The organism is Xanthobacter sp. YC-JY1 (assembly GCF_021730305.1).
Classification (GTDB): Bacteria; Pseudomonadota; Alphaproteobacteria; order Rhizobiales; family Xanthobacteraceae; genus Xanthobacter; species Xanthobacter flavus.
This window is the reverse complement of sequence record NZ_CP032674.1, coordinates 4,350,861-4,375,662: the sequence shown is the minus strand read 5'-3', so window position 1 is coordinate 4,375,662 and position 24,802 is coordinate 4,350,861. Positions and strand designations below refer to the sequence as shown.

The following is a 24,802-nucleotide window of genomic DNA, read 5'->3' as shown; positions in this document are numbered from 1 at the left end:
GCCAGCGGACTGCTCAGATCGACGGATCTGAGTCCCCGAACCGCGCCCGGTAGGGATGCGCGGGATAGACGCCGAGGATGCGCATCTCCCTGGAGAAGAAGGCCAATTCCTCCAGCGCCAGCTTCACGGAGCGGTCGTCCGGATGGCCTTCCACGTCGGCATAGAACTGGGTGGCGGTGAACTGGCCGTCGAGCTGGTAGGACTCCAGCTTGGTCATGTTCACGCCATTGGTGGCGAAGCCCCCCATGGCCTTGTAGAGCGCCGCCGGAACGTTGCGGACGCGGAAGACGAAGGTGGTGATGACCGGCCCGCGTCCTGCCGGAGCCCAGTCGGCGCCGCGGGTGAGGATGATGAAGCGGGTGGTGTTGTGGGCTTCGTCCTCGATGTTCTCGGCGAGGATCTCGAGGCCGTAGATGTCCGCCGCCAGACGGGAGGCGATGGCGGCGCGGGTCACGTCGTTCGCCTCGGCGATCTCGCGGGCGGAACCTGCTGTATCTGCACCGATAATCGGCGTCAGCGACAAAGTGCGGATGGCCTTGCGGCACTGGCCCAGCGCCATCACGTGGCTCTGCACGGTCTTGAGGGTGGAGAGGCTCGCGCCCTTCACCGCCATGAGCTGGTGGGAGAGCGGCAGGAAGTACTCGCCGACGATGGAAAGGCTCGACTGCGGCATCAGATGATGGATGTCCGCGACCCGTCCCGCCACCGAATTCTCTATGGGAATCATGGCGTAAGCCGCTGCCCCGTTCTCCACGGCGGCGAACGCGTCCTCGAATGTGGGGCAGGGGACGGCTTCGAAGTCAGGGAAGACCTCGCGGCAGGCGATGTGGGAATTGGCGCCGGGCTCGCCCTGGAAGGTGATGCGTCGAGTCATCGGCATGCTCATTTTTCCTGCGCGAGAAGGGCCCGTGCCCTTTCCAGATGGGACGGGGTATCGACCCCCAGCGGCACCGCGTCAACCACCGCCACGTCGATCCGCATGCCGGCCTCAAGTGCCCGCAGCTGCTCAAGTTTCTCCCGCTTCTCCAGGGGCGACGGAGGCAGGGAGACGAAGCGTTCCAGAGCCGCCCGGCGATAGGCGTAGAGGCCGATGTGGTGGTATAATGGCCCCTCGCCGAAGGGGGCGGTGGCGCGGGTGAAATAGAGCGCGCGCAGCAGCCCCGGCGCCAGCGGCGAGCCCACCACCTTGACCACGTTGGGGTCGGTGCGCTCCTCGGCCAGGGTGATTTCGGCGGCCAATGTTGCGATGTCAGCCGAGGTTTCCAGTAGGGGAATCAGTGCCGTTCGGATGGTGTTCGGTAGAATCGTCGGCAGATCACCCTGCACATTGACCACGATCTCCACCTCGCCCGCCGGGTCGAGGGCGGTGAGCGCCTCGAAAATGCGATCCGAGCCGGACGGGTGGTCGGCCCGCGTCATCACCGCCTCGAGGCCGGCGGCGGTGACCGCGGCGGCGATCTCGGGGGCGTCGGTGGCGACCGCGACCCGGCCGATGCCGGCTGCGACCGCGCGCCGCGCCACCTCGACGATCATGGGGCGGCCGCCCACGTCGGCAAGCGGCTTGCCCGGCAGGCGCGTCGCCGCCATGCGGGCGGGGATGAGCACGAGCACGCGCCCGGCCTGATGCCCTGCGGGGGCTGGGGCGGGGGAAGGGGTGTCGGCCGGCATGGGGCGGGGTCCGGAAGGCCGCGCCGGGACAGACGCGGGGAGTGGCATTGGGGCGCGCCTTATACGGGTTGCTTCGACCGGTTCAAAGTGCTTAGTGTCGCCGACGGTTCGTGGGGCTCCCCCGCGCGCCATTCATCGACATGCTTGGGGCCGGGCAGCGCGCCGTTTCGGTGCAGCGCCCGGTGGGACACAGGACCTCCGAGGGGCGTAGCGCCGATGGACAGTTTTGAATTGAACAAGATCGCGGGTGCTGTTCTGGGCACGCTCACGCTGACCCTCGGCCTCGGGATCGTGTCCGAAATCCTGTTCACCCCCGAGGCGCCGGCCAAGCCCGGCTTCGAGATTGCCGTGCAGGAAGGCGCAGCCGCTGCCGGCGCGCCCAAGGCGGCGGCCGAGGTGCCGATCGAGCAGCTGTTCGCCACCGCCTCCATCGAGAAGGGCCAGGCCGCTGCCAAGAAGTGCGCCGCCTGCCACAACTTCCAGGAAGGCGCCGGCGCCAAGGTCGGCCCCGACCTCTACGGCATCGTGGGCCGTCCGGTGGCTTCCGCCGCCGGCTTCGCCTATTCCGCGGCCATGAAGGCCAAGGGCGGCGACTGGACCGCGCTGGCGCTCAACACCTTCCTCACCAATCCCAAGGCCGCCGTGCCCGGCACCGCCATGGCCTTCGCTGGCATCGGCAAGGAAGCCGAGCGCGCGGACCTGATCGCCTATCTCAACTCGCTCTCGCACGATCCCAAGCCCCTGCCGACCGCCGCCGCCGCTCCGGCTGCTGCGCCGGCCGCCGCCCCCGCCGGGCACAAGTGATCTGATCGCGAGGGCTCCGCGCCGGGGATAGCCTCTGGCCTGAACCGCTCTGGACGATTGAAAGCCCTCTCCCGCTGGGCGGGGGAGGGCTTTTTCTTTTGGGGCGGCAAGCCGCCGAAAGACGCGCCGCGTTCGGCGGCTCGGCGCTGTTGCCTCCTGTCGTCATCGTCCGACCTCCCCTCTCCCCTTGCGGAAGAGGGCGTCCGGACGGTCAAGAGAAGGCGATGCGCGCGCCTCGCCGCAGGTTGTCCGCTCCAGATTATCCATCTGTCATCGCCCGGCTCGTCCGGGCGATTTACCGTGCCATTTGTGCGATGATCGAGGGCGCGACCCGGCCCTGCCGTGGATCGCCCGGACGAGCCGGGCGATGACGGCGGTGAATGGGGAAGCCACCAGCCCACGCCGCCCCCCAGTGCCGTTTCACGCCATTGTCATCCCGCTCGCGCCGGCAGCCTTCCGCGCCGCGGCTCTCACCCGGCCCGCCGATCCTGTCGCATCAAGGCTTCCGTTGCGTCGCGGCCCGCGCCACGCCGCCCCCGCGCCTGCCTCTCCCGCCCGTCGCTGCCATGTTTCTGCCGTCGCGGCGGGTGCCATAATCGGCTATTCCCGGATCGAAGCGCGATCCAACCGGAGTTGCCGATGCTTGCGTCCCTCGCCCGCCGCCTTGCCCTCGCCGCCGCGCTGAGCCTCGCCTTCGCGGCGCCCGGCCGCAGCGCGGAGGAGGCGAAACCGGCGCCGGACCCGGCCGCTCCCGCCTCCACCCCCGCCGCGCCCGTGTTCAAGCACGGCTTGTCGCTCATGGGCGAGCCGGCCTATCCGGCCGGCTTTCCCCATTTCAAGTATGTGAATCCCAATGCCCCCAAGGGCGGGCTGCTGCGCCTCGCCGAGGATGGCACGTTCGACACCTTCAACTTCGTGGTGCCGCGCGGCACGCCCGCGGCCGGCATCAATTTGATCTACGACACGCTCATGGTTCCCGCATCCGACGAGGTGGCGAGCGAGTACGGGCTGATCGCCGAGGGGGTGAGCTACCCGGCGGACTTTTCCTCCGTCACATATCGCATCCGGGCGGATGCGCGCTGGCATGACGGCAAGCCGATCACGCCCGAGGACGTGGTGTTCTCCTTCGAGGCGCTGACCAAGAACAACCCCAACCAGCGCTTCTATTACAGCCACGTCACCAAGGCCGAGAAGACCGGCGACCGGGACGTGACCTTCACCTTCGACCAGGCCGGAAACCGTGAGCTGCCGCAGATCGTCGGCCAGCTCACCATCCTGCCCAAGCACTGGTGGACCGGCACGGACGCCAACGGCAAGCCGCGCGACATCGCGCAGGGCTCGCTGGAAGTGCCGCTGGGCTCGGGCGCCTATCGCATCAAGAGCTTCATCGCCGGCCGCTCGATCACCTATGAGCGGGTGAAGGACTATTGGGCGAAGGACCTCAACGTGAACGTCGGAAAGGATAATTTCGACGAGATGCGCTACGAGTATTTCCGCGACGATACGGTGATGCTCGAAGCCTTCAAGGCCGACCAGTATGATTTCCGCGTGGAATCCTCGGCCAAGAACTGGGCGACAGCCTATGACTTTCCGGCCCGCGCCGATGGCCGCGTGGTGCTGGAGATGTTCGAGAACCGCTCATCCGGCGTGATGCAGGCCTTCATTCCCAACCTGCGCCGCGACAAGTTCAAGGATCCGCGCGTGCGCCGCGCGCTGAATTACGCGCTCGATTTCGAGGGCATGAACCACACCTTGTTCTTCGGCCAGTACAAGCGCACCAATTCCTTCTTCTCCGGCACCGAGCTTGCCTCCTCCGGCCTGCCGCAGGGCCGCGAGCTGGAGATCCTCAACAGCGTGAAGGACAAGGTGCCGCCGCAGGTGTTCACCACCGCCTACACCAATCCCGAGAGCGGATCGGAAGAGGCGCGGCGGGCGAACCTGCGCGAGGCGGCGCGTCTGTTCAAGGAGGCCGGCTACGAGGTGAAGAACCGCAAGCTGGTGAACGCCAAGGGCGAGCCCTTCACCATCGAGTTCCTGCTCTCCAGCCCCGCCATGGAGCGCGTGGCGGTGTTCTATCGCCCGGCGCTGGAACGCCTCGGCATCGAGGTGAGCATCCGCATGGTGGACACCTCGCAATACATCAACCGCGTGCGCTCGCGCGATTACGACATCATCGTCTCCGGCTGGGGCCAGTCGCTGTCGCCGGGCAACGAGCAGCGCGAATTCTGGGGCTCGGAGGCCGCCGACCGGGACGGCTCGCGCAACCTCGCGGGCATCAAGGACCCGGCTGTGGACGCGCTGATCGAGAAGGTGATCTACGCCTCCGATCGCGCCGACCTCGTCGCCGCCACCCATGCGCTCGACCGCGTGCTGCTGTGGAACGAATACGTCATCCCCGCCTGGGGGCTGAACTATACCCGCACGGCGCGGTGGGACCGCTTCGCCCATCCGGCGCAGCTGCCCACCTATTCCTTCGCCTTCCCCGACATCTGGTGGTTCGATCCGGCCAAGGCGTCGAAGACCGGCGCGGGAGCGGGCAAATGAGCCTTACGCGCCGCACGCTGCTGGCGTCCTCCTGTGCGCTCCTCGTGCCCGCTCTGGCCCGGGCGCAAGGCGCGCCCGCGGCCCCGCCCTCGGCGGCGGAGTCCGCGGCAGGGGAGGGGGGCACGTCCGCCGCCGCGGTGGAGCGGCACGGCATCTCCTTCTTCGGCGACCTGAGATATCCGGCAAATTTCACCCACTTCGACTATGTGAACCCGGAGGCGCCCAAGGGCGGGCCCTTCTCCCAGCTCGGCCGGGCTACCTACTACAACCAGTCGCTCACCACCTTCGACACGCTGAACCCCTACAACCAGCGGGGCAATGGCGCGCAGGGCATCGAGCTGATCTACGATACCCTGATGACCGCCGCCGGCGACGAGAAGAGCGCCATGTACGGCCGGCTCGCCTCCTCCGTGGTCATCGCGGACGAGGGGCTCACCTACCGGTTCAAGCTCAGGCGCGAGGCGCGCTTCCATGACGGCACGCCGCTGACGTCGGCGGACGTGGTGGCGACCTTCGAGGCGTTCAAGGCGGAGGGTTACGAGACCATCCGCATGGCGCTGCGCGACGTCACCTCATTCGAGGCGGACGGGCCGAACGAGGTGGTGTTCCGCTTCAAGCCGGGTCGCGCGCGGGACGTGCCGCTGACGGTGGCGGGGCTGCCCATCTTCTCCAAGGCGTTCCTGGCCAAGCACCCTTTCGGCCAGTCCTCGCTGGAGGTGCCCATGGGCTCGGGGCCGTACCGCATCGGCCGCTTCGAGCAGGGGCGCTATATCGAGTACAACCGCGTGCCCACCTATTGGGGCCGCGATTTGCCGGTGATGAAGGGCCGCTTCAACTTCGATCAGGTGCGCTACGAATATTTCCGCGACCGGGTGGCCGGCCTCGAGGGCTTCAAGGCGAAGGCCTATCTCTTCCGCGAGGAGTTCACCGCGCGCGAATGGGCCACCGGTTATGATTTCCCCGCCGTGCGCGAGGGCCGGGTGAAGGTGGAGACGCTGCCGGACGAAAGCTTCTCCGGCGTGCAGGGCTGGTTCTTCAACACCCGCCGTCCGAAATTCTTCGACCGCCGCGTGCGCGAGGCGCTCGGGCTCCTGTTCGATTTCGACTGGACCCGCAAGAACCTGATGTATGACAGCTACACCCGCACCGTCTCCTTCTTCCAGAATTCGGAGATGATGGCGCAGGGCCTGCCCTCGCCGGCGGAGCTGAAGCTGCTCGATCCCTTCCGCGACCGCCTGCCCGAGGAAGTCTTCGGCGAGCCCTACGTGCCGCCCCAGTCCGATGGCTCCGGAGAGGACCGCAATTTGCGCCGGCTGGCCCTCAACCTCCTGAAGGAGGCGGGCTACACCGTGCAGCAGGGCCGCCTCGTGGACGCCAAGGGCGAGGCCTTCACCATGGAGTTCCTCGACAGCGACGGCAGCATGGAGCGCCACACCGCGCGCTTCATCGGCCATCTGAAGAAGGTGGGCATCGAGGCCTCCTTCCGCATCGTGGACCCGGCCCAGTTCCAGCAGCGGCTGCAGAATTTCGACTTTGACCTCGTGGTGCGCCGCTACAGCTTCGCGCCCTATCCGGGGGACGAATTGCGCGCCTATTTCTCCACCGAGGCGGCGCGCACCCGCGGCTCCTACAATGTGGCGGGTATCGCCGACCCGGCGGTGGACGGCCTCATCAACGACGCGCTGGCCGCCGCCGATGCGGCCGCCCTCGTCACCGCCTGCCGCGCGCTGGACCGGGTGCTCAGGGCCGGGCGCTACTGGATTCCCCAGTGGTATTCGGGCCAGAACCGCATCGCCTACTGGAACCAGTTCGCCCACCCGGCCACCAAGCCGCGCTACGAGCTGGGCGTGCTCGACACCTGGTGGAGCACCGGAACCGAGCCCGCCCGTGGCGGCTGAGGGGTCGCGCCGGATGGATTATTCTTCATGTGAAGCGGCAACCTTTTCCCGCCAGAATGGTCTAGCCTCACCAGACGTGCCGCAACGGGAAACCTGATGCTCGCCTATATCGTCCGCCGCATCGCCCTCATGGTGCCGACCATTCTCGGCATCATGCTGGTGTCGTTCGTGGTCATCCAGTTCGCCCCCGGCGGACCGGTGGAGCGCGTGATCGCGCAGCTGACCGGCGAGGACGTCTCCGCCACCTCCCGCGTCTCCGGCGGCGGCAGCGATTTCAGCGGGGCGGGCGCGGCGGCACAGGCGGGGGCGGCGGCGGAGATGTCGTCCAAGTATCGCGGCGCCCAGGGCCTCGACCCAGCCTTCATCAAGGAGCTGGAGAAGCAGTTCGGCTTCGACAAGCCGCCCCACGAGCGCTTCCTGAAGATGATCACGGACTATGCCACCTTCAACTTCGGCAAGTCCTATTTCCGCGACATCTCGGTGCTGGAGCTGATCGGCGAGAAGATGCCCGTCTCCATCTCCCTCGGCCTGTGGATGACGCTCATCACCTATCTCATCTCCATCCCGCTCGGCATCGGCAAGGCCATGCGCGACGGCTCGCGCTTCGACGTATGGACCTCGGCGGTCATCATCGTCGGCTATGCCATCCCGTCCTTCCTGTTCGCCATCCTGCTCATCATCCTGTTCGCCGGCGGCTCCTTCCTCGACCTGTTCCCGCTGCGCGGCCTCACCTCCGAGAATTTCTGGCAGATGAGCTGGCCCGAGCGCATCGCCGACTATGCCTGGCACCTAGTGCTGCCACTCACCTCCATGGTGCTCGGCGCCTTCGCCACCATGACGCTGCTGACCAAGAACTCGTTCCTGGAAGAAATCCGCAAGCAATACGTGACCACCGCGCGCATGAAGGGCCTGTCCGAGAGCCGGGTGCTCTACGGCCATGTGTTCAGGAATGCCATGCTCATCGTTATCGCCGGCTTCCCCAGCGCTTTCATCGCCGCTTTCTTCTCCGGCTCGCTGCTCATCGAGACCATCTTCTCGCTGGACGGCCTCGGCCTGCTCGGCTTCGAGAGCGTGCTCAACCGCGATTATCCCGTCGTGTTCGCCACCCTCTACATCTTCTCGCTGGCGGGGCTCATCGTCGGCCTCATCTCGGACCTCACCTACATGCTGGTCGATCCCCGGATCGACTTCGAGACGCGGGAGGTCTGAGCCATGGATGCCGTCCCCGTGCTCCAGCCCGGCGCGCCCACCGATGTGCCCGCCGCCCGCGACACCGCCCATGGCCCGCTGCCGCCTCCGGGCGAGAGCAAGCCGAAGAGCCGCTTCGCCCTCTCGCCGCTCAACCGGCGGCGGCTGGCGAACTTCCGCGGCAACGGGCGCGGCTACTGGTCGTTCGTGGTGTTCATGGTGCTGTTCGTGCTCAGCCTCGGCGCCGAGTTCATCGCCAACGACAAGCCCATTCTCGTCTCCTACGACGGCGGCTATTACTTCCCCGTCTTCCGCGCCTATCCGGAGACCGCGTTCGGCGGCGACTTCGAGACGGACGCGGACTACCGCGACCCCTTTCTCCAGAAGCTGATCGCGGAGAAGGGCGGCTGGATGGTGTGGCCGTTCATCCGCTTCTCCTATTCCACCCACAATCTGGACCTGCCCACCCCCGCGCCCTCCCCACCCACCTGGATGCTCACCGAGGCCCAGTGCAAGGCGGCGGCGGAGAAGAAGGGCGTCGCCGGCTGCGCCGGCCTTGAGATGAACTGGCTCGGCACGGACGACCAGGGCCGCGACGTGGTGGCCCGCCTCATCTACGGCTTCCGCATCTCCGTGCTGTTCGGCCTTGCGCTCACCATCGTCTCGTCCGTGGTGGGCGTGGGAGCGGGCGCGGTGCAGGGCTATTTCGGCGGCTGGGTGGACCTGCTGTTCCAGCGCTTCATCGAGATCTGGACGGCCATCCCCTCGCTCTATCTCCTGCTCATCATCTCCTCGGTGCTGGTGCCCGGCTTCTGGGTGCTGCTCGGCATCCTGCTTTTGTTCTCCTGGGTGTCGCTGGTGGGGCTGGTGCGCGCCGAATTCCTGCGCGCGCGCAATTTCGAATATGTGCAGGCGGCGCGGGCGCTCGGGGTCGGCAACCTCACCATCATGACGCGGCACATGCTGCCCAACGCCATGGTGGCGACGCTGACCATGCTGCCCTTCATCCTGTCATCCTCGGTGATGACGCTGACGGCGCTGGACTTCCTCGGCTTCGGCCTGCCCCCCGGCTCGCCCTCGCTGGGCGAGCTGCTCTCCCAGGGCAAAAACAACATCCAGGCGCCATGGCTCGGCCTCACCGGCTTCTTCACCGTGGCGGTGATGCTGAGCCTGCTCATCTTCGTCGGCGAGGCGGTGCGCGACGCCTTCGATCCGCGCAAGACGTTCGGGTGAGGGGCGGGTGTGGTAGGATGAATGCGCGAGGTTGACTGAGATGAACAGGATCGTGCGCCAGAACTACCCGGTGGAAAAGCTGCCCGAGGATTTGCGGGACGGGATCACGCATGCGTCGGTCACGGTGTCTCTGGAAGAGGATGTGCCTGATATCTCTCCCGCCGCAGGTCATTTCACACGGTGGAAGCATTTGCGCCGGACGGAGTTCCTGACGACCGATGAGATCGTCGTTCATGTCCGGGCGCTGCGGGACGAATGGGATCGTCGATGACGGCGCCTCGCGTGTATCTCGACACGAATGTCTTCATCACCGCCATGGAGCAGACGGGCGCACGGTCCGATCATGCCTGGTGGGTCTTGTCCTCCCTTGAGGCGGGGGAGTTCGCGGGGGTGACCAGCGAACGGACCTTGTCCGAGGTGCTGGTGAAACCCTTGGAGCGTGGAGCCGACGCGGTGGTCGAAGCCTATCAGGGCATGATCGCGCCCTCCGTCGGCTTCGATGTGTTTCCGGTGGACCGGGCCGTTCTGGTCGCCGCCGCGCGACTTCGGGCCGGCCGCGCCTCCCTGAAGCTGCCGGACGCGATCCATGTCGCGACGGCGCAATTGGGGGGCTGCGGGTTCTTTGTTTCTGCTGACGAGCGGATCGCCGTGCCGACTGGCATGGCGCGACTGCCTCTTTCTCCCTTCACCGTGGACGACATCGTCAATCCCAAATGACCGCTGAACCCCTCCTCTCCGTCCGCGACCTCTCCGTCGCCTTCCGCCGTGGCGATGGCGCGCCGCCGGCGCTGGCGGTGAAGACCGTGTCGTTCGAGCTCGCCAAGGGCGAGACCTTGGCCCTCGTGGGTGAATCCGGCTCCGGCAAGTCCGTCACGGCGCTGTCGGTGCTGAAGCTCCTGCCCTATCCCTCGGCGAGCCACCCGTCGGGCGAGATCCTGTTCAAGGGGCGCGACCTCCTCACCGTCTCCGAGCGGGAATTGCGCGGCATTCGCGGCAACAACATCACCATGGTGTTCCAGGAGCCCATGAGCTCGCTGAACCCGCTCCACACCATCGAGCGGCAGGTGGGGGAGATGCTGATCCTCCATCGCGGCATGTCCGCCCATGCCGCCCGCGCCCGCACGCTGGAACTGCTCGCCGAGGTGGGCATCCCCCAGCCGGAGGAGCGGCTTTCCGCCTATCCGCACCAATTGTCCGGCGGCCAGCGCCAGCGCGTGATGATCGCCATGGCGCTGGCCAACGAGCCGGACCTGCTCATCGCGGACGAGCCCACCACGGCGCTGGACGTGACCGTGCAGGCGCAGATCCTGAAGCTGCTCAAGGAGCTTCAGGCGAGGCTCGGCATGGCCATGCTGTTCATCACCCATGACCTCGGCATCGTCCGCAAGATCGCCGACCGGGTGTGCGTGATGCAGAAGGGCGAGATCGTGGAACAGGGCGGGGCGGAGGAGACCTTCCAGCATCCGCGCCACCCCTACACGCAGGCGCTGCTCAAGGCCGAGCCGAAGCCCGACCCGGCCCCCATCGCGCCCGACGCCCCCCTCGTGATGGAGGCGAACGACCTCAAGGTCTATTTCCCCATCAAGCGCGGCATCCTGCGCAAGACGGTGGGCCATGTGAAGGCGGTGGACGGGGTGTCCATCGCCATCCGCCGGGGCGAGACGCTGGGCGTGGTGGGCGAATCGGGCTCGGGCAAGACCACGCTCGGCCTCGCGCTGCTGCGGCTCATCTCCAGCGCCGGGCCCATCGCCTTCCTCGGCAAGCCCATCGATGCCCTGAGCTTCAAGGCCATGCGGCCGCTGCGCTCGGACCTGCAGATCGTGTTCCAGGACCCCTTCGGCGCGCTCTCGCCGCGCATGTCGGTGGCGGAGATCGTGGGGGAGGGGCTGCTGGTCCACCAGCGCCAGCTCTCCGCGGACGAGCGGGACGCGCGGGTGGTGGCGGCGCTCGCCGACGTGGGGCTCGATCCCGAGACGCGCCACCGCTATCCGCACGAATTCTCCGGCGGCCAGCGCCAGCGCATCTCCATCGCCCGCGCCATGGCGCTGGAGCCCTCCTTCGTGGTGCTGGACGAGCCCACCAGCGCCCTCGACATGATCGTGCAGGCGCAGATCGTCGACCTGCTGCGCGCGCTCCAGAAGAAGCGCGACCTCACCTTCATGTTCATCTCCCACGATCTGCGCGTGGTCTCGGCGCTGGCGAGCCGCATCCTCGTCATGCGCAACGGCAAGATGGTGGAGGAGGGGCCGGCGCACGACGTGTTCGAGCATCCGAAGGAGGACTACACCCGCGCCTTGTTCGCGGCCGCCTTCAATCTCGACGCCACCGGCCACGGCGTGGTGCGTCAGTGACGGTGATGGAAGATCGCCCCGCGCGCGTGGACGTGGAAGGCCCGGAACTTTTGGCCAAGGGCTTCCGCCCCTATGAGCGCTACCGCCTAGTGCTGCACCATACCGACGGCACCAGCGACCATCAGGTGCGCGACATCGTGCGCGGTGGGAAGGTGATTGCCGTGCTGGGTTACGATCCCGAGCGCGACCTGGTGGTGTTGATCCGCCAGTTCCGCCTGTCCGCGCACCTTTCCAGCAACCGGGGTGATCTGGTGGAGATCGTCGCCGGCATGGTGGAGCCGGGCGAGGCGCTGGAGGACGCGGCCCGGCGCGAATGCGTGGAGGAGGCGGGCGTCGCGCCCCGCGCGCTGCTCCCCATCCTGACCTTCACGCCCAGCCCCGGCATCACGGACGAGCTGGCCTCCATCTTTCTCGGCGTCCTCGATGCCTCCCGCCTGCCGGAGCGGGCGGGGTCGCGGGAGGAGACGGAGATGACGCAGCCCTTCGCGCTGCCAGTGGACGAGGCCCTAGCCGCGATCGCCGAGGGGCGCTGCCTCAACGGCGTGCTGATCCTCGCCTTGCAGTGGCTGGCACTGAACCGCGCGCGGCTGCCGGAGCTGATCGCGGCGGCGGAGCGGGGGTAGGGGCGCTGGCCGCATTCGGCATTGGCGCCAGCCCCTCGAGGCTGTCATCGCCCGGCTCGTCCGGGCGATCCACGGTCCCGCCTGAACCACGCCCGAGACATCGATCCAGCCGAGCCTTGGATCCCCCGGACGAGCCGGGGGATGACGTCGGGACCAAGGCCATCAGGCTCGAGGAATGGCGGGCGCCCCCACCCTCACGCATGCGGCTCCAGCCGCGCCAGATCGAACGCCGCCACGTCCTTCAGCAGCTCCACGAAGGCGCGGGAGCCGTATTCGAAGGCGGCCTCGCCCTTCAGCGCGGTGGCGTGGGTGGCGTCACCCATGGCACCGTCGGGGCTGAGATCCTCCGCCAGCCAGCCGAAGCCGACGGGGTGGTTGGCGCGCAGGCGCTGGAACTCGCTCTTCATGGCGATGGAATAGGGTGGGAACGGCCCGGCATGGCTCATGTCCACCAGCTCGGGGCGGAAGGCGAGCATCAAGGAGGTCTCGATCTCCCCGCCATGGATGCCGTGCGCCCGCTCGTGGTCGGAGAACAGGCCCACGGGGTAGCCGAAGCGGTGCATGGAGCAGGTGACGGCCAGCATCTTGTGGTCCACCCGCAGCGTGCGCGCCACGAGGTCGATCACCGGCACATTGCCGCCATGGGTGTTCATGAGCACGAGGCGGCGCACGCCGGCGCGGGCGAGGCTGCGGCCCAGATCCACCCAGGCGGCGATGGCGGTGGCGGGCGAGAGCGTGAGCGTGCCGGCGAACGAGATGTGCTCGTCGGACTTGCCCACCGCCTGGACCGGCAGGAACACCGCATCCACCTCGCGCGGCACCATGAAGGCGATGCGCTCCACATAGGCCTCGGCGATGAACAGGTCGGTGCCCAGCGGCAGATGGGGGCCATGCTGCTCCACGGCGGCGACGGGCAGGACGGCGACCATGCGGGTCTTGTCGAGCGCTGCGAGTGCCGGTGAGGAAAGTTCAGCCCATTTCAGAAACACCGTTCGCCTCCACGCCCCCCGGCGCGTGCTGCCGCGCCGCCCTACCTCCATGGGAAGGAAAAGCCGCATGATGTCAAGGGTCTGGGAGGTGGCGCTGGCGGCGCAGGCGCCCCGCCGCGGAACGGCCCGTGAACCGCGGCCGGGACGTGATTCGGTCTCGCCCCGTTCGCCGATTGTCCGCCGGCCCCCTTTCGTCATGGCCCTCCCGTCCCGATATGATACAGGACACCCCTCCTGACAGTGGATTGCGCCTGAGCCGATGGACGACGTCACCCGATGGGCCGTGCTGCCGCGCAATCTGAGGGCGCGGGGGGTGAGCGCGGTTCTTGGCCCGACCAATACGGGCAAGACCCACCTCGCCATCGAGCGGATGCTCGGCCATGAGAGCGGCATCATCGGCCTGCCGCTGCGCCTGCTCGCGCGCGAGGTCTACCAGCGCATCGTCGACCGTGTGGGCTCGGAGAACGTCGCCCTCATCACCGGCGAGGAGAAGATCAAGCCCAAAGGGCGCCACGGGGCGGGCCCGCGCTACTGGGTCTCCACCGTGGAGGCCATGCCGCGCGATCTCGACGTGGCCTTCGTCGCCATCGACGAGATCCAGCTCGCCACCGACCTCGACCGCGGCCACGTCTTCACCGACCGCATCCTGAACCGGCGCGGCCGGCACGAGACGCTGCTGCTCGGCTCGGCCACCATGCGCCCGCTGGTGGAAAAGCTCATTCCCGGCGTGAACGTGGTGGTGCGCCCGCGCCTCTCCACCCTCACCTTCGCCGGCGAGCGCAAGATTTCCCGCCTGCCGCGGCGCTCGGCCATCGTCGCCTTCTCGGCGGACGAGGTCTATTCCATCGCCGAGTTCATCCGCCGCCAGCGGGGCGGGGCGGCGGTGGTGATGGGCGCGCTCTCGCCGCGCACCCGCAATGCCCAGGTGGAGCTCTACCAGTCCGGCGACGTGGACTATCTGGTGGCCACCGACGCCATCGGCATGGGCCTCAACCTCGACGTGGACCATGTGGCCTTTGCCTCGGACCGGAAGTTCGACGGCTGGCAGTATCGCAAGCTCAATCCCTCCGAGATGGCGCAGATCGCGGGGCGCGCCGGCCGCGCGACGCGGGACGGCACGTTCGGCACGACGGGGCGTTGTCCACCGTTCGAGGAGGAACTGGTCTCGCGGCTGGAGGAACATGTGTTCGACACTGCGAAGGTGTTGCAATGGCGCAACGCCGTCGCGGATTTCCAGTCTCCCACCGCGCTCCTCGCCTCCCTTTCGCGCCTGCCGAAGGAGGAGGGCCTGACCCGCGCGCCCACCGCCGATGACGTTGCGGTGCTTGAAATCATGAGCCGGGACATGGAGGTGACGGGTCGTCTCGACGGCGCCGCCGACGTGGAACGGCTGTGGGATGCCTGCCAGGTCCCGGACTATCGCAAGGTCTCCCCGGGCGCCCATGCGGAGCTGGTGGGAACCCTTTTCGGGCACATAAAAGGGGGTGGCCGCATCCCCGATGACTGGTTCGCGCGTCAAATCGCCTTGACCGATCGCGCAGAAGGCGACATCGACACGTTGTCGAACCGGATTGCGCAGGTGAGGACCCTCACCTTCGTTGCGAACCGGCCCGACTGGCTCAGGGATCCGGAGCACTGGCAAGGCGTCACGAGAGGGGTCGAGGACAAGCTGTCGGATGCGTTGCACGAAAGGCTAGCCCAGCGTTTCGTGGATCGGCGGACCAGCGTGCTCATGCGGCGCCTGCGAGAGAACACGATGCTCGAAACTGAAATCAGCAAGACCGGTGACGTTACCGTCGAAGGCCACGTCATCGGCCACCTCCACGGCTTCCAGTTCGCACCCGACCCCGCAGCCGCGGCCGGGGGCGAGGAGGCCAAGGCATTGCGCGCCGCCGCCCAGCAGGCACTGGCCGGCGAGATCGAGCAGCGCGCCCAGCGCCTGTCGCAGGCGGTGGACGAGGCCTTCGTCCTCACCTTCGACGGCACCATCCGCTGGACGGGCGAGGCGGTGGCCAAGCTCATCCCCGGCGACGAGGTGCTGAAGCCGCGCTTCAAGATCATCGCCGACGAGCATCTCACCGGCCCGGCCCGCGACCAGGTGGAGGCGCGCCTTACTTTGTGGGTGGCCGCCCATATCGAGAAGCTGCTCGGCCCGCTGATGAAGCTCGGCACCGCCGAGGACATCACCGGCATCGCCCGCGGCATCGCCTTCCAGATCGTCGAGAGCCTCGGCGTGCTGGAGCGCGCCCGCGTCGCCGACGAGGTGAAGGGGCTGGACCAGGCCGCCCGCGCCACCCTGCGTGGGCACGGCGTGCGCTTCGGTGCCCATCACATCTACCTGCCGGCGCTGCTCAAGCCCGCCCCGCGCGCGCTGGCGGCGGAGCTTTATGCGCTGAAGCACGGCGGCCTCGCCCAGAAGGGCCTCGACGAGCTGCCCCACCTTGCCGCCTCCGGCCGCACCTCCATTCCGGTGGACCACGAGGTGCAGAAGGGGCTTTACCGTGCCGTCGGCTTCCGCGTGTGCGGCGAGCGCGCGGTGCGCGTGGACATTCTGGAGCGCCTCGCGGACCTGATCCGTCCCGCGCTGGCGTGGCGGCCCAACTCCCCCGGCCCCAAGCCGGCCGGAGCGGTGGACGGGCGCGGCTTCACCGTGACCGTCGGCATGACCTCGCTGGCCGGCTGCTCGGGGGAGGATTTCGCCTCCATCCTGAAGTCGCTGGGCTATCGCATGGAGCGCCGCCCTCCGCCGCCGCCGGAGGCCGAGGCCCCCGCCGCCGCGCCGGAAGCGGCTCCCGTGGAGCTGGCCCCGCTGCCGGAAGGCGCCATCGAGGCGGATCTCCTGTTCGACGCCCCGGCGGAAGCGCCGGCCGAATCGGTGGACGAGGCTCCCGCTGACGAGGCGCTGGTTGAGGCGCCCGCAGAGGACGTTCCCGTTGAGGAATCGCCCGCTGACGTGGTGCTCGCCGATGCGGCCGAGGCTGAGGCTGCGGCCGAGGCGGTCGAGGTGTCGGGCGATCCCACCACTGCCGAAGTCGCGGCCGAGGTGGAGGCGCCTGCTGCCCCCGGCGGCCCCGAGGCGGTTGAAGGTGTCGTCGAGGTCGTTGCCGAGGTTCCCGCCGCCGACGCCGCTCCCGCCGAGCCCGAGCTGATCGAAGTGTGGCGCCCCGGCCGTCCGCCGGGCGCGCCGCGTCGCGAGCGTCCGGCCGGCGAAGGCCGCCGCTTCGGCGATCGTCCGGGTGGCGAGCGCGGCGAGCGCGGTGGCGAGAAGGGTGGCGGTCGCGGCGAGCGTCGCGATGGCCGTCCGCCCCACCGCCGTCCCGAGCATGCCCCCGCCGAGGCCGGTGCCCCTGAGGGCGAGCGTGCGCCGCGTCCGCCGCGCGGCGACCGCCCGTTCCGCGGCCCGCGCGAGAACGAGGGCAACCGCGAGCATCGCGGCCCGCGTCCCGAGCAGCGGACGGACAACCGTCCCGCCCATCAGGAGCGTCGCCGCGAGAAGCCGGCGGACCCGGATAGCCCGTTTGCCGCCCTCGCCGCGCTCAAGGCACGGCTGGAGGCGGAGAAGAAGGGCGGCTGACCCGTGACGGATCCGGCGGAGCGGCAGAGGCTCGACCGCTGGATCTGGCACGCCCGCGTGGTGCGCGCCCGCGAGGACGCCGCCGATCTCGTCCGTTCGGGCCATGTGCGGCTCGACGGGGCGCGGGTCACCAGCCCCGGCCACATGGTGCGGGCGGGGCAGGTGCTCACCATCGCCCTCGACCGGCAGGTGCGGGTGCTGCGGGTGATCGCCTTTGCGGAGCGGCGGGGAGATGCTACATCCGCCCTCGCGCTTTTCGAGGAAATAACAGAAGCGTAGCGGTGTTTAGGGGCCTGCGGCTTGCAGCCGCTTGCGTGGCGCGTGCGCCTGCGCTACCCGGACCCCTCGAAAGGGATTGCCCATGACCTACGTCGTCACCGAGAACTGCATCCGCTGCAAATACATGGATTGCGTGTCCGTGTGCCCGGTGGACTGTTTCTACGAGGGCGAGAACATGCTCGTCATCCACCCCGACGAGTGCATCGACTGCGGCGTCTGCGAGCCGGAATGCCCGGCCGAGGCGATCAAGCCGGATGCCGAGCCGGGGCTGGAGAAGTGGCTCGCGCTCAACGCCGAATACGCCAAGACCTGGCCCAACATCACCCTGAAGCGCGACGCCCCGCCCGACGCCAAGGAGTGGGACGGCAAGCCCGGCAAGGAAGAGCTGTTCTCCCCGGAGCCCGGTCAGGGCGACTGAGCGGGGCGCGTCATGGCCAGGACAAGCCCGGTCATGACGGTCTGCTCCGATGGCTGACGCCCCTCAGGGCAGCGCCTCCAGCTGGAAATATTGCGACAGCACCAGCTTGCCGTCAGCGTCGAGATAGGCGCGGCCGAATTTGGCGGCCTGCAGCTTGTCGGTTTCCTGATAGATGGTGCCGCCCAGCGGGGGCAGGGCGTTGGGGCGGGCACAAGGCACGTCGAGCGTCACCTTCTGATCGACTGCGTAGGCCGTGCCGCGCTCCACCACCTTCACCGTTCCCGTCACCGCGCAGGTGCCGAACGCGCGCGGGGTGATTACCACCCCCTCCACCGCCAGAACGATCACGCTCTTCGCGCCGTCTCGGGCCGTGGCGTAGACCTGCGGCGACATCAGCGCCAGCGCCGGCGCGGCGCCGCAGAGCAGCAGCAGCGTGGCGCCAGCGGCATTGCGAAGGGTGCGGCGGAGCGCTCGCGGCGCGAACCCCGCGACGCGTCCGTGGCCCGTCCTGTGATCCATTCGATCCTCCCGCACGATTATCGCTCGCCGCCATCATCCGATGCGGCACCCTGCTTTTCTTGCGGTCAGTTCTGGAGCGATTTCCGCCTTTTGCAAAGGCGCCTTTCGCAGGGGAGGGCGACCCGTGTCCGGCGGTCAGCCCGGCGATGCGGCGGCGTTCACCGCCGCCTGATGCTCGGCGGCGACCCGTGCATCCAGCTCCGCCACCTTCAGCGCCGCCGGCCGGCCGGTGATGCGCCGGATGTAATCGGCGATCACCGGCGTTTCCGGCACCAGCTTGAACATCACACCCCAGTGGAAGGCGTTGCCCCAGAGGATGTCGGCCGCCGTGCAGCGGTCGCCGAGCAGATAGGGCTTCCCCGCCAGTTCCCGCGTCACCGTGTCGAGCATGGTGTCGAAATCGCCATAGGGGCACATGGAGGCCGGCCCGGCCTCGCGCTCCAGGGCCCGGTCCATGAGGGCGGGTTCGTAGCAGGCCGCGTAAAAGACGAGCCAGCGCAGATAGGCCCCCCGCCCCGGCGCGCCGATGGCAGGCGCGAGGCCGGCCTCAGGGAAGGCGTCGGCGAGATAGATGAAGATCGCCACCTGCTCGGTGACGAGCTCGCCCCGGTGCAGGATGGCCGGCACCTTCCCCATGGGATTGACTGCGAGATAGGCCGGCTGGCGCTGCTCGCCGGCCTTCATGTTGAGCACATGGAGGCGGTAGGGCGCGCCCAGCTCTTCCAGCAGGGTGAGCGCGCAGGAGGCGCGTGTGTTAGGCGAGAAGAACAGGGTCACGGTGTCGTCGGCGGTCATGAGAACTCCTGTGGCGCGAGGCGAGACCCATCCTCTAACCGGCCAAGGCTGACACCTTCTGTCAGGTTTGCTAGCTCTATCCACATGCGTGCCAGCCGCCTCCTCTCCATCCTCATGGTGCTCCAGGCCCGCGGCGCGGTCACCGCCCAGGCCCTCGCGGAGGAGTGCGAGGTCTCGCTGCGCACCATCTATCGCGATATCGACGCCCTGAGCGCGGCAGGCGTGCCCGTCTATGCCGAGCGGGGCGCGGGCGGCGGCTACCGGCTGCTGGAGGGCTATCGCACGCGACTGAACGGCCTCTCCGCGCAGGAGGCCCAGGCGCTGTTCCTTTCCGGCCTCGGCGACGCGGCCACCGCCCTCGGGCTTGGCGCGGTACTGGCCGCGGCGCAGACCAAGGTCACTGCCGGCCTGCCCGCCAACCTGCGCAGCGCCGCCGCCCGGATGCGGGCGCGCTTCCACCTCGATGCGCCCGGCTGGTTCTATGAGGCGGAGGAGCCGCCCTTCCTCCAGGCCGTCGCGGCGGCGGCGTGGGAGCAGCACCTCATCGAGATCCGCTACCAGTCCTGGCGGGCGGAGAAGCGCCGGCGCGTCGCGCCGCTCGGCCTCGTGCTGAAAAGCGGCGCCTGGTACCTGGTCGGCTCCGTCGAGGGCAGCGTGCGGACCTATCGCATCGGCCGCATCCGGGAGCTGGAGCCCCTTGCCGAGCGGTTCGAGCCGCCTGTCGGCTTCGACCTCGCCGCCTGGTGGGGCGAGAGCACAAGGCGGCTGGAGGCGGAGATGTACCCGAACCGGGCGACGGTGCGCCTCTCGCCCCTCGGCCTGCGCATGCTGGAGCACGTCACCCCCAGCTTCTCGCGGGCGGGCATGGTGGTGGGGGAGCCGGACGCCGAGGGCTGGCGGGTCGTCACGCTACGGGTCGGCTCGCTCTGGGAGGCCTCGAGCGAGCTGATGCGCTTCGGCGCGGAGGCCGAGGTGCTGGAACCGCCGGAATTGCGGGCGCGCGTGACGCAGACGCTGGAGCAGATGCGGCAGCGCTACACGCCCTGAGCGAGGCGGCGCGATGGCTGCGATTCAGGCGTGTCCGGCCGGTCGCCGCCACCCGCCCCGGCGACGCTGGGGTGTGTCGGGCCGGCATCACATCGCCAAAATTGAACAAGCGGCAGCTTGGCCTGGTGGAAACACGACCTTGGCCGTGGTCCTCTGCGGCGGGATCGGGCGGTATCCTCTCACAGTCTGGCGGGGACCATCGCCCTTCCAAGGGGGCTGCCTTGGGGGGACACAGCATGATTTCACGTTCGTCGATTGCCCTTGCCGCGTTGCTTTCAACCGTCTCGTTCGGCGCGCTGGAGACCGCCCAGGCGCACGAATTCTCCAGTTTCTACGTGTTCGGCGACAGCCTGAGCGACGCGGGAACCTATTATGTGGTGATCGACGGCCAGCTCCAGTCGGTGCGGTTCACGGTGAACCCCGGCCAGGTGTGGGACATGCGGGTGGGCGAGCATTACGGCTTCGACGTCTCGCCCTATCTCGCCATCGACACGGTGAACGGCACCAGCACGGTGGTGGGCGGCAACAATTACGCCCAGGGCGGCGCCTGCGTGGATTCGGGCTATGCCATCCCCAAGTGCCTGGCCTACAAGTATAATACCCTCGGCGAGACGCAGCAGCTCGAGGCCTATCTCGATTCCACCGGCGGCGTGGCCCGGCCGAACGCCCTTTATTCCATGTGGGCGGGCGCCAACGACATCTTCACCCAGGCCATCCTGCTCGACCTCGGCGTCATCAGCGAGGAGAAGGCCATCGAGCATGTGGTGGCGGCCGCCAACCAGCACGTGGAAAACATCCACACGCTCTCGAAGGCCGGCGCGCGCTACATCATCGTGCCGAACCTGCCGGACATCTCCAAGGCGCCCGTCACCGGCGTGCTGCCCGAGGGGCCGTTCTTCAGCGCCGCCGTCACCGCCTACAACGCGACCCTCTACAAGGACCTGCGCCACCTTGGCGGCTCGAACATCATCTTCGTGGACGACTATGCGCTGGTGAACGAGGTGATCGCCAACCCGCACATGTACGGCTTCACCAACGTGACCGACCGGGCCTGCCAGCAGGAATTCTCCATCACCTGCACCACGAACACCCTCGTGGCCCCGAACGCGCAGAACGACTACCTCTTCGCCGACGTCGTGCATCCGACCCCCGCCGGCCATGCGCTGCTGGCTGAGTACATCGAGTCCATCATCGATGCGCCCGGCCTCATCGGCATGCTGGCGGAAAGCCCGATCTATGTGGGCCGCGGCATCTACCGCACCCTCGACACCCGCATCGGCACGGGCACGCCCAAGGGCTTCCAGCTCTATACCAACATCGATTACAGCACCTACAGCCTCGACCCGACCCGCGACCATTCCGGCTCGGACGGCAGCGCCACGGCCGGCTATGTGGGCCTGGAATACGGCTTCGGCAACGGCATCAGCGTCGGCGCCCTGCTGAGCTATGCCAGCGGCAGCTACAATTTCAGCGCGCTGAGCGGCGGCTACGACGCCGACATGTTCAACGGCACGATCTACGCCAATGCCCGCTTCGGCGGCGCCTTCGCCCAGCTCTCCGGCACCATCGGCTCCATCGACTACAATTCGATCCAGCGCCAGTTCGCGCTGGGCGCGTCCCTGCGCACCGACATGGGCAATACCAGCGGCGTCTATTACGGCGCCCGCCTCGCCACCGGCTACGACTTCACCTTCGGCCAGGCGACGCTCACGCCGCTGGCGCAGCTCACCTACCAGCAGGCGACGGTGGACGGCTATGCGGAGACCGCCGGCAATTCCAGCGCCATGTCGTTCGGCAACCAGCTGCGCGAGCTGTTCTATGTGACCCTCGGCGGGCAGGCGAGCTATGCCTTCGTGGTGTCCGGCGTCACCATCCGTCCCAATGTGCAGGCGAGCTGGAACTACGACTTCCTGAACCAGGACCGCTCCGTCACCGCCGGCCTGCTCACCGCCCCCGTCACCTTCGCCATGCCGGTCTACCAGCCGGGCCGCTCGTGGACCAACCTCGCGGCGGGTCTCACGGTGGAGGCGGCCAACGGCCTGTCGTGCAACTTCACCGTGGGTGAGCAGCTCGGCCAGGACCAGGTGTCCAGTGCCTACGTGAACGGCGGCATCGTCTACAAGTTCTGAGGCTCAGGCCCCGCCGGGGGCCATTCTCGCAGGATCGGGGTGCGGTGCGCGGCGCCGTGCCCCGATGCCGTTTCAACACGGCATTTCATGGCGCGCGATTTGCCCTTATAAGGCGCCCATGCTCGACCAGACGCCCAACGCCGCCCTCGCGGACCTGCCCGATTTTGCCCGCCGGCGGACCTTCGCCATCATCTCCCATCCGGACGCCGGCAAGACCACGCTGACGGAAAAGCTTCTGCTTGCCTCCGGCGCCATCCGCATGGCCGGCCACGTGAAGGCGCGCGGCGAGCGCCGCCGCACGCGCTCGGACTGGATGGAGATCGAGCAGCAGCGCGGCATTTCCGTCACCTCCTCGGTGATGACGTTCGAGCGTGACGGCATCGTCTTCAACCTGCTCGACACGCCCGGCCACTCGGACTTCTCGGAAGACACCTACCGCACCCTCTCGGCCGTGGACGCGGCGGTGATGGTGATCGACGCGGCCAAGGGCATCGAGAGCCAGACCCGCAAGCTGTTCGAAGTCTGCCGCCTGCGCGACATCCCCATCTTCACCTTTGTCAACAAGGTGGACCGGGAAAGCCTCGACCCCATCGCGCTGATGGACGAGGTGTCCTCCACCCTGGCGCTGGACCTCACCCCGCTGACCTGGCCCATCGGCATGGGCGTGGATTTCCGCGGCCTCATCGACATCGCCAACAAGCGCGCGCTGCTCGCCACCGAGCGCGGCGGCCCGCTGGTGCGCGAGGTGCCGTTCGAGACGCCGGAGGACCTGATCGGTCTCGACGGGGTGGAGGAGCGCATCCTCAACGAGGCGGTGGAGAGCCTGACGCTGGCGCTGGGCGTGCTGCCGCCGTTCGATCTCGCGGCGTTCCGCGAGGGCCATCTCTCGCCGGTCTATTTCGGCTCGGCGCTGAAGGAGGCGGGGGTGGCCGAACTGCTGTTCGGCCTGGGCTCCGTCGGCCCCAGCCCCCTGCCGCGGTCCGCCGCCGGCGACCGCACCGTGGAGCCGGCCGAGGATCTCGTCTCCGGCTTCGTCTTCAAGGTGCAGGCCAACATGGACCCGAACCACCGGGACCGCGTGGCCTTCGTGCGCCTGTGCTCCGGCCGCTTCAAGCGCGGCATGAAGCTGTTCAACCCGCGCGAGAAGCGCAACATGGCCATCGCCAACCCCATCTTCTTCTTCGCCCAGGAGCGCGAGACGGTGGACGAGGCGGTGGCCGGCGACATCATCGGCATTCCCAACCACGGCATGCTGCGCGTGGGTGACACCCTCTCCGAAGGCGAGAGCATCAAGTTCGAGGGCCTGCCGGACTTCGCCCCGGAAATCCTGCGCCGCGTGCTGCTTTCCGACCCCATGAAGGCCAAGCAGCTGCAGAAGGCGCTGCAGGACATGGCGGAAGAGGGCGTCGTGCAGGTGCTCAAACCCGTCAGCGATCCCGCGCCCATCGTCGGCGTGGTCGGCACCCTCCAGCTCGACGTGCTCGCCGCGCGGCTGGAGAAGGAATACGGCGTGCCGATCCGCTACGAGACCACCTCCTTCGTCACCGCCCGCTGGATCGTCGGCGAGCGGACCGAGGTGGAGCGTTTCCTGGAACTCAACCGCTCCTCCACCGCGCGCGACCGCGACGAGGCGCCGGTCTATCTCGCCCGCAGCCAGTGGGTGCTGGACCGCGCCATCGAGGAGTGGCCCAAGCTGAAGTTCGTGGCCGTCAAGGAACGCGCCTGATCCCTTTCCCGCACTGATATCCGGGCGCGCGCCGACGCTGCCCCACCGGAGGATGACATGACCGACGCCGCCCGCCTTTCCGCAATCATCGACGACGCCTTCGAGAAGCGCGCCGAGATCGGCTTTGCCACCACCGGCACCGTGCGCGACGCGGTGAACGAGGCCCTCACCCTCCTCGACAGCGGCGCCGCCCGCGTCGCCGAGCAGGGTGCCAACGGCGCCTGGGCGGTGAACCAGTGGCTCAAGAAGGCCGTTCTGCTCTCCTTCCGCCTGAACGACATGGAAGCCATTCCCGGCGGCCCCGGCGGCGCCCATTGGTGGGACAAGGTGCCCTCCAAGTTCGCCAACTGGGGTGAGACCGAGTTCCGCGCCGCCGGCTTCCGCGCCGTGCCCGGCGCCGTGGTGCGCCGCTCCGCCTTCATCGCCCCCAACGTGGTGCTGATGCCCTCCTTCGTGAATCTCGGCGCCCATGTGGGCGAGGGCACCATGGTGGACACCTGGGCCACCGTCGGCTCCTGCGCGCAGATCGGCAAGAACGTGCATCTCTCCGGCGGCGTCGGCATCGGCGGCGTGCTGGAGCCGCTTCAGGCCGGCCCGGTGATCATCGAGGACGACTGCTTCATCGGCGCTCGCTCCGAAGTGGTGGAGGGCGTGGTGGTGCGCCGCGGCTCCGTGCTCTCCATGGGCGTGTTCATCTCCGCCTCCACCAAGATCATCGACCGGCAGACCGGCGAAGTGTTCATCGGCGAGGTGCCGGCCTATTCCGTGGTGGTGCCCGGCGCGCTCCCCGGCAAGCCGCTGCCCGACGGCACGCCCGGCCCCTCGCTCTATTGCGCGGTGATCGTGAAGCGGGTGGACGAGCAGACCCGTTCCAAGACCTCCATCAACGACCTTCTGCGCGACTGAGATCGCGCCGGCCGGGGAGGGGCCACGGCGGTATTTGCCGCCGCCCTGCCGGGGCTGTGGCGCGGCGGATGCGACCTGTTGGCAAGGCGGAGATTCCGGCTTGCCAACCAA

21 protein-coding genes are annotated in these 24,802 nt (G+C 68.3%); 16 read left to right on the top strand and 5 right to left on the bottom strand.

The features are described from left to right. Positions 1–13: 13 nt before the first annotated feature. A complete protein-coding gene (locus tag D7006_RS20545; RefSeq protein ID WP_237356965.1) occupies positions 14–874 on the bottom strand; it encodes a prephenate dehydratase in 861 nt (286 codons plus the stop codon). A gap of 8 nt (positions 875–882) precedes the next feature. Continuing rightward, positions 883–1,668: a 3-deoxy-manno-octulosonate cytidylyltransferase gene (locus tag D7006_RS20540; RefSeq protein ID WP_237354377.1), complete on the bottom strand. Its 786-nt coding sequence runs from the start codon at positions 1,666–1,668 to the stop codon at positions 883–885. Positions 1,669–1,884: 216 nt separating this feature from the next. Here D7006_RS20540 and D7006_RS20535 point away from each other — a divergent pair, with 216 nt between their 5' ends. From D7006_RS20535 to D7006_RS20495, 9 genes are all read left to right on the top strand, one after another. Continuing rightward, positions 1,885–2,472, top strand: coding sequence for a cytochrome c family protein (locus tag D7006_RS20535; RefSeq protein ID WP_229646538.1), 588 nt, complete (start codon positions 1,885–1,887; stop codon positions 2,470–2,472). A gap of 639 nt (positions 2,473–3,111) precedes the next feature. After that, on the top strand, positions 3,112–5,016 hold the full coding sequence (locus D7006_RS20530; RefSeq protein WP_237354376.1) for an extracellular solute-binding protein: 1,905 nt from the start codon (positions 3,112–3,114) through the stop codon (positions 5,014–5,016). After that, the gene (locus D7006_RS20525; protein ID WP_237354375.1) at positions 5,013–6,914 is read left to right on the top strand and encodes an extracellular solute-binding protein; all 1,902 of its coding nucleotides are present in this window, start codon (positions 5,013–5,015) and stop codon (positions 6,912–6,914) included. The genes D7006_RS20530 and D7006_RS20525 overlap by 4 nt, the downstream gene beginning before the upstream one ends. Before the next feature lie 96 nt (positions 6,915–7,010). Next, positions 7,011–8,123: a microcin C ABC transporter permease YejB gene (locus D7006_RS20520; RefSeq protein ID WP_024277367.1), complete on the top strand. Its 1,113-nt coding sequence runs from the start codon at positions 7,011–7,013 to the stop codon at positions 8,121–8,123. A gap of 3 nt (positions 8,124–8,126) precedes the next feature. Next, positions 8,127–9,335 (top strand): ABC transporter permease, encoded by a 1,209-nt coding sequence (locus tag D7006_RS20515; RefSeq protein WP_237354374.1) that lies wholly within the window; start codon positions 8,127–8,129, stop codon positions 9,333–9,335. Between the two features lie 40 nt (positions 9,336–9,375). After that, positions 9,376–9,606 (top strand): hypothetical protein, encoded by a 231-nt coding sequence (locus tag D7006_RS20510; RefSeq protein WP_237354373.1) that lies wholly within the window; start codon positions 9,376–9,378, stop codon positions 9,604–9,606. A gap of 11 nt (positions 9,607–9,617) precedes the next feature. Then, entirely contained in the window at positions 9,618–10,052 is a 435-nt protein-coding gene (locus D7006_RS20505) for a type II toxin-antitoxin system VapC family toxin (protein ID WP_237354372.1), read from the top strand. Beyond that, positions 10,049–11,686: an ABC transporter ATP-binding protein gene (locus D7006_RS20500; protein WP_229646544.1), complete on the top strand. Its 1,638-nt coding sequence runs from the start codon at positions 10,049–10,051 to the stop codon at positions 11,684–11,686. The genes D7006_RS20505 and D7006_RS20500 overlap by 4 nt, the downstream gene beginning before the upstream one ends. 5 nt (positions 11,687–11,691) lie before the next feature. After that, positions 11,692–12,309: an NUDIX domain-containing protein gene (locus D7006_RS20495; RefSeq protein WP_237354371.1), complete on the top strand. Its 618-nt coding sequence runs from the start codon at positions 11,692–11,694 to the stop codon at positions 12,307–12,309. Positions 12,310–12,503: 194 nt separating this feature from the next. On the opposite strand, the gene D7006_RS20490 is transcribed toward D7006_RS20495, so the two are convergent. Then, positions 12,504–13,238: a creatininase family protein gene (locus D7006_RS20490; protein WP_237356964.1), complete on the bottom strand. Its 735-nt coding sequence runs from the start codon at positions 13,236–13,238 to the stop codon at positions 12,504–12,506. Positions 13,239–13,557: 319 nt separating this feature from the next. On the opposite strand from D7006_RS20490, the gene D7006_RS20485 reads away from it, so the two are divergent. From D7006_RS20485 to fdxA, 3 genes are all read left to right on the top strand, one after another. Continuing rightward, the gene (locus tag D7006_RS20485) at positions 13,558–16,872 is read left to right on the top strand and encodes a helicase-related protein (RefSeq protein ID WP_237354370.1); all 3,315 of its coding nucleotides are present in this window, start codon (positions 13,558–13,560) and stop codon (positions 16,870–16,872) included. A 3-nt stretch (positions 16,873–16,875) separates the two neighbouring features. After that, positions 16,876–17,151 carry an RNA-binding S4 domain-containing protein gene (locus D7006_RS20480; RefSeq protein WP_237354369.1) on the top strand — a complete coding sequence of 92 codons (276 nt, stop codon included), beginning with the start codon at positions 16,876–16,878 and terminating at the stop codon, positions 17,149–17,151. A gap of 82 nt (positions 17,152–17,233) precedes the next feature. Beyond that, the gene (gene fdxA / locus D7006_RS20475) at positions 17,234–17,569 is read left to right on the top strand and encodes a ferredoxin FdxA (RefSeq protein ID WP_168462362.1); all 336 of its coding nucleotides are present in this window, start codon (positions 17,234–17,236) and stop codon (positions 17,567–17,569) included. 63 nt (positions 17,570–17,632) lie between these two features. Here the strand turns inward: fdxA and D7006_RS20470 are convergent, their stop codons facing one another. Both D7006_RS20470 and D7006_RS20465 read right to left on the bottom strand, forming a co-directional pair. Beyond that, positions 17,633–18,088 (bottom strand): hypothetical protein, encoded by a 456-nt coding sequence (locus D7006_RS20470; RefSeq protein ID WP_237354368.1) that lies wholly within the window; start codon positions 18,086–18,088, stop codon positions 17,633–17,635. 135 nt (positions 18,089–18,223) lie between these two features. Continuing rightward, positions 18,224–18,883, bottom strand: a complete 660-nt coding sequence (locus D7006_RS20465; RefSeq protein ID WP_237354367.1) for a glutathione S-transferase family protein — start codon at positions 18,881–18,883, stop codon at positions 18,224–18,226. Between the two features lie 84 nt (positions 18,884–18,967). On the opposite strand from D7006_RS20465, the gene D7006_RS20460 reads away from it, so the two are divergent. The 4 genes from D7006_RS20460 (at position 18,968) to dapD (ending at position 24,691) form a co-directional block, all read left to right on the top strand. Then, on the top strand, positions 18,968–19,930 hold the full coding sequence (locus tag D7006_RS20460) for a YafY family protein (protein WP_237354366.1): 963 nt from the start codon (positions 18,968–18,970) through the stop codon (positions 19,928–19,930). 236 nt (positions 19,931–20,166) lie between these two features. Further along, entirely contained in the window at positions 20,167–22,059 is a 1,893-nt protein-coding gene (locus D7006_RS20455) for an autotransporter domain-containing protein (RefSeq protein WP_237354365.1), read from the top strand. A 118-nt stretch (positions 22,060–22,177) separates the two neighbouring features. Continuing rightward, on the top strand, positions 22,178–23,785 hold the full coding sequence (locus D7006_RS20450) for a peptide chain release factor 3 (RefSeq protein ID WP_237354364.1): 1,608 nt from the start codon (positions 22,178–22,180) through the stop codon (positions 23,783–23,785). Between the two features lie 57 nt (positions 23,786–23,842). Continuing rightward, on the top strand, positions 23,843–24,691 hold the full coding sequence (gene dapD / locus D7006_RS20445) for a 2,3,4,5-tetrahydropyridine-2,6-dicarboxylate N-succinyltransferase (protein WP_237354363.1): 849 nt from the start codon (positions 23,843–23,845) through the stop codon (positions 24,689–24,691). Positions 24,692–24,802: the final 111 nt, after the last annotated feature.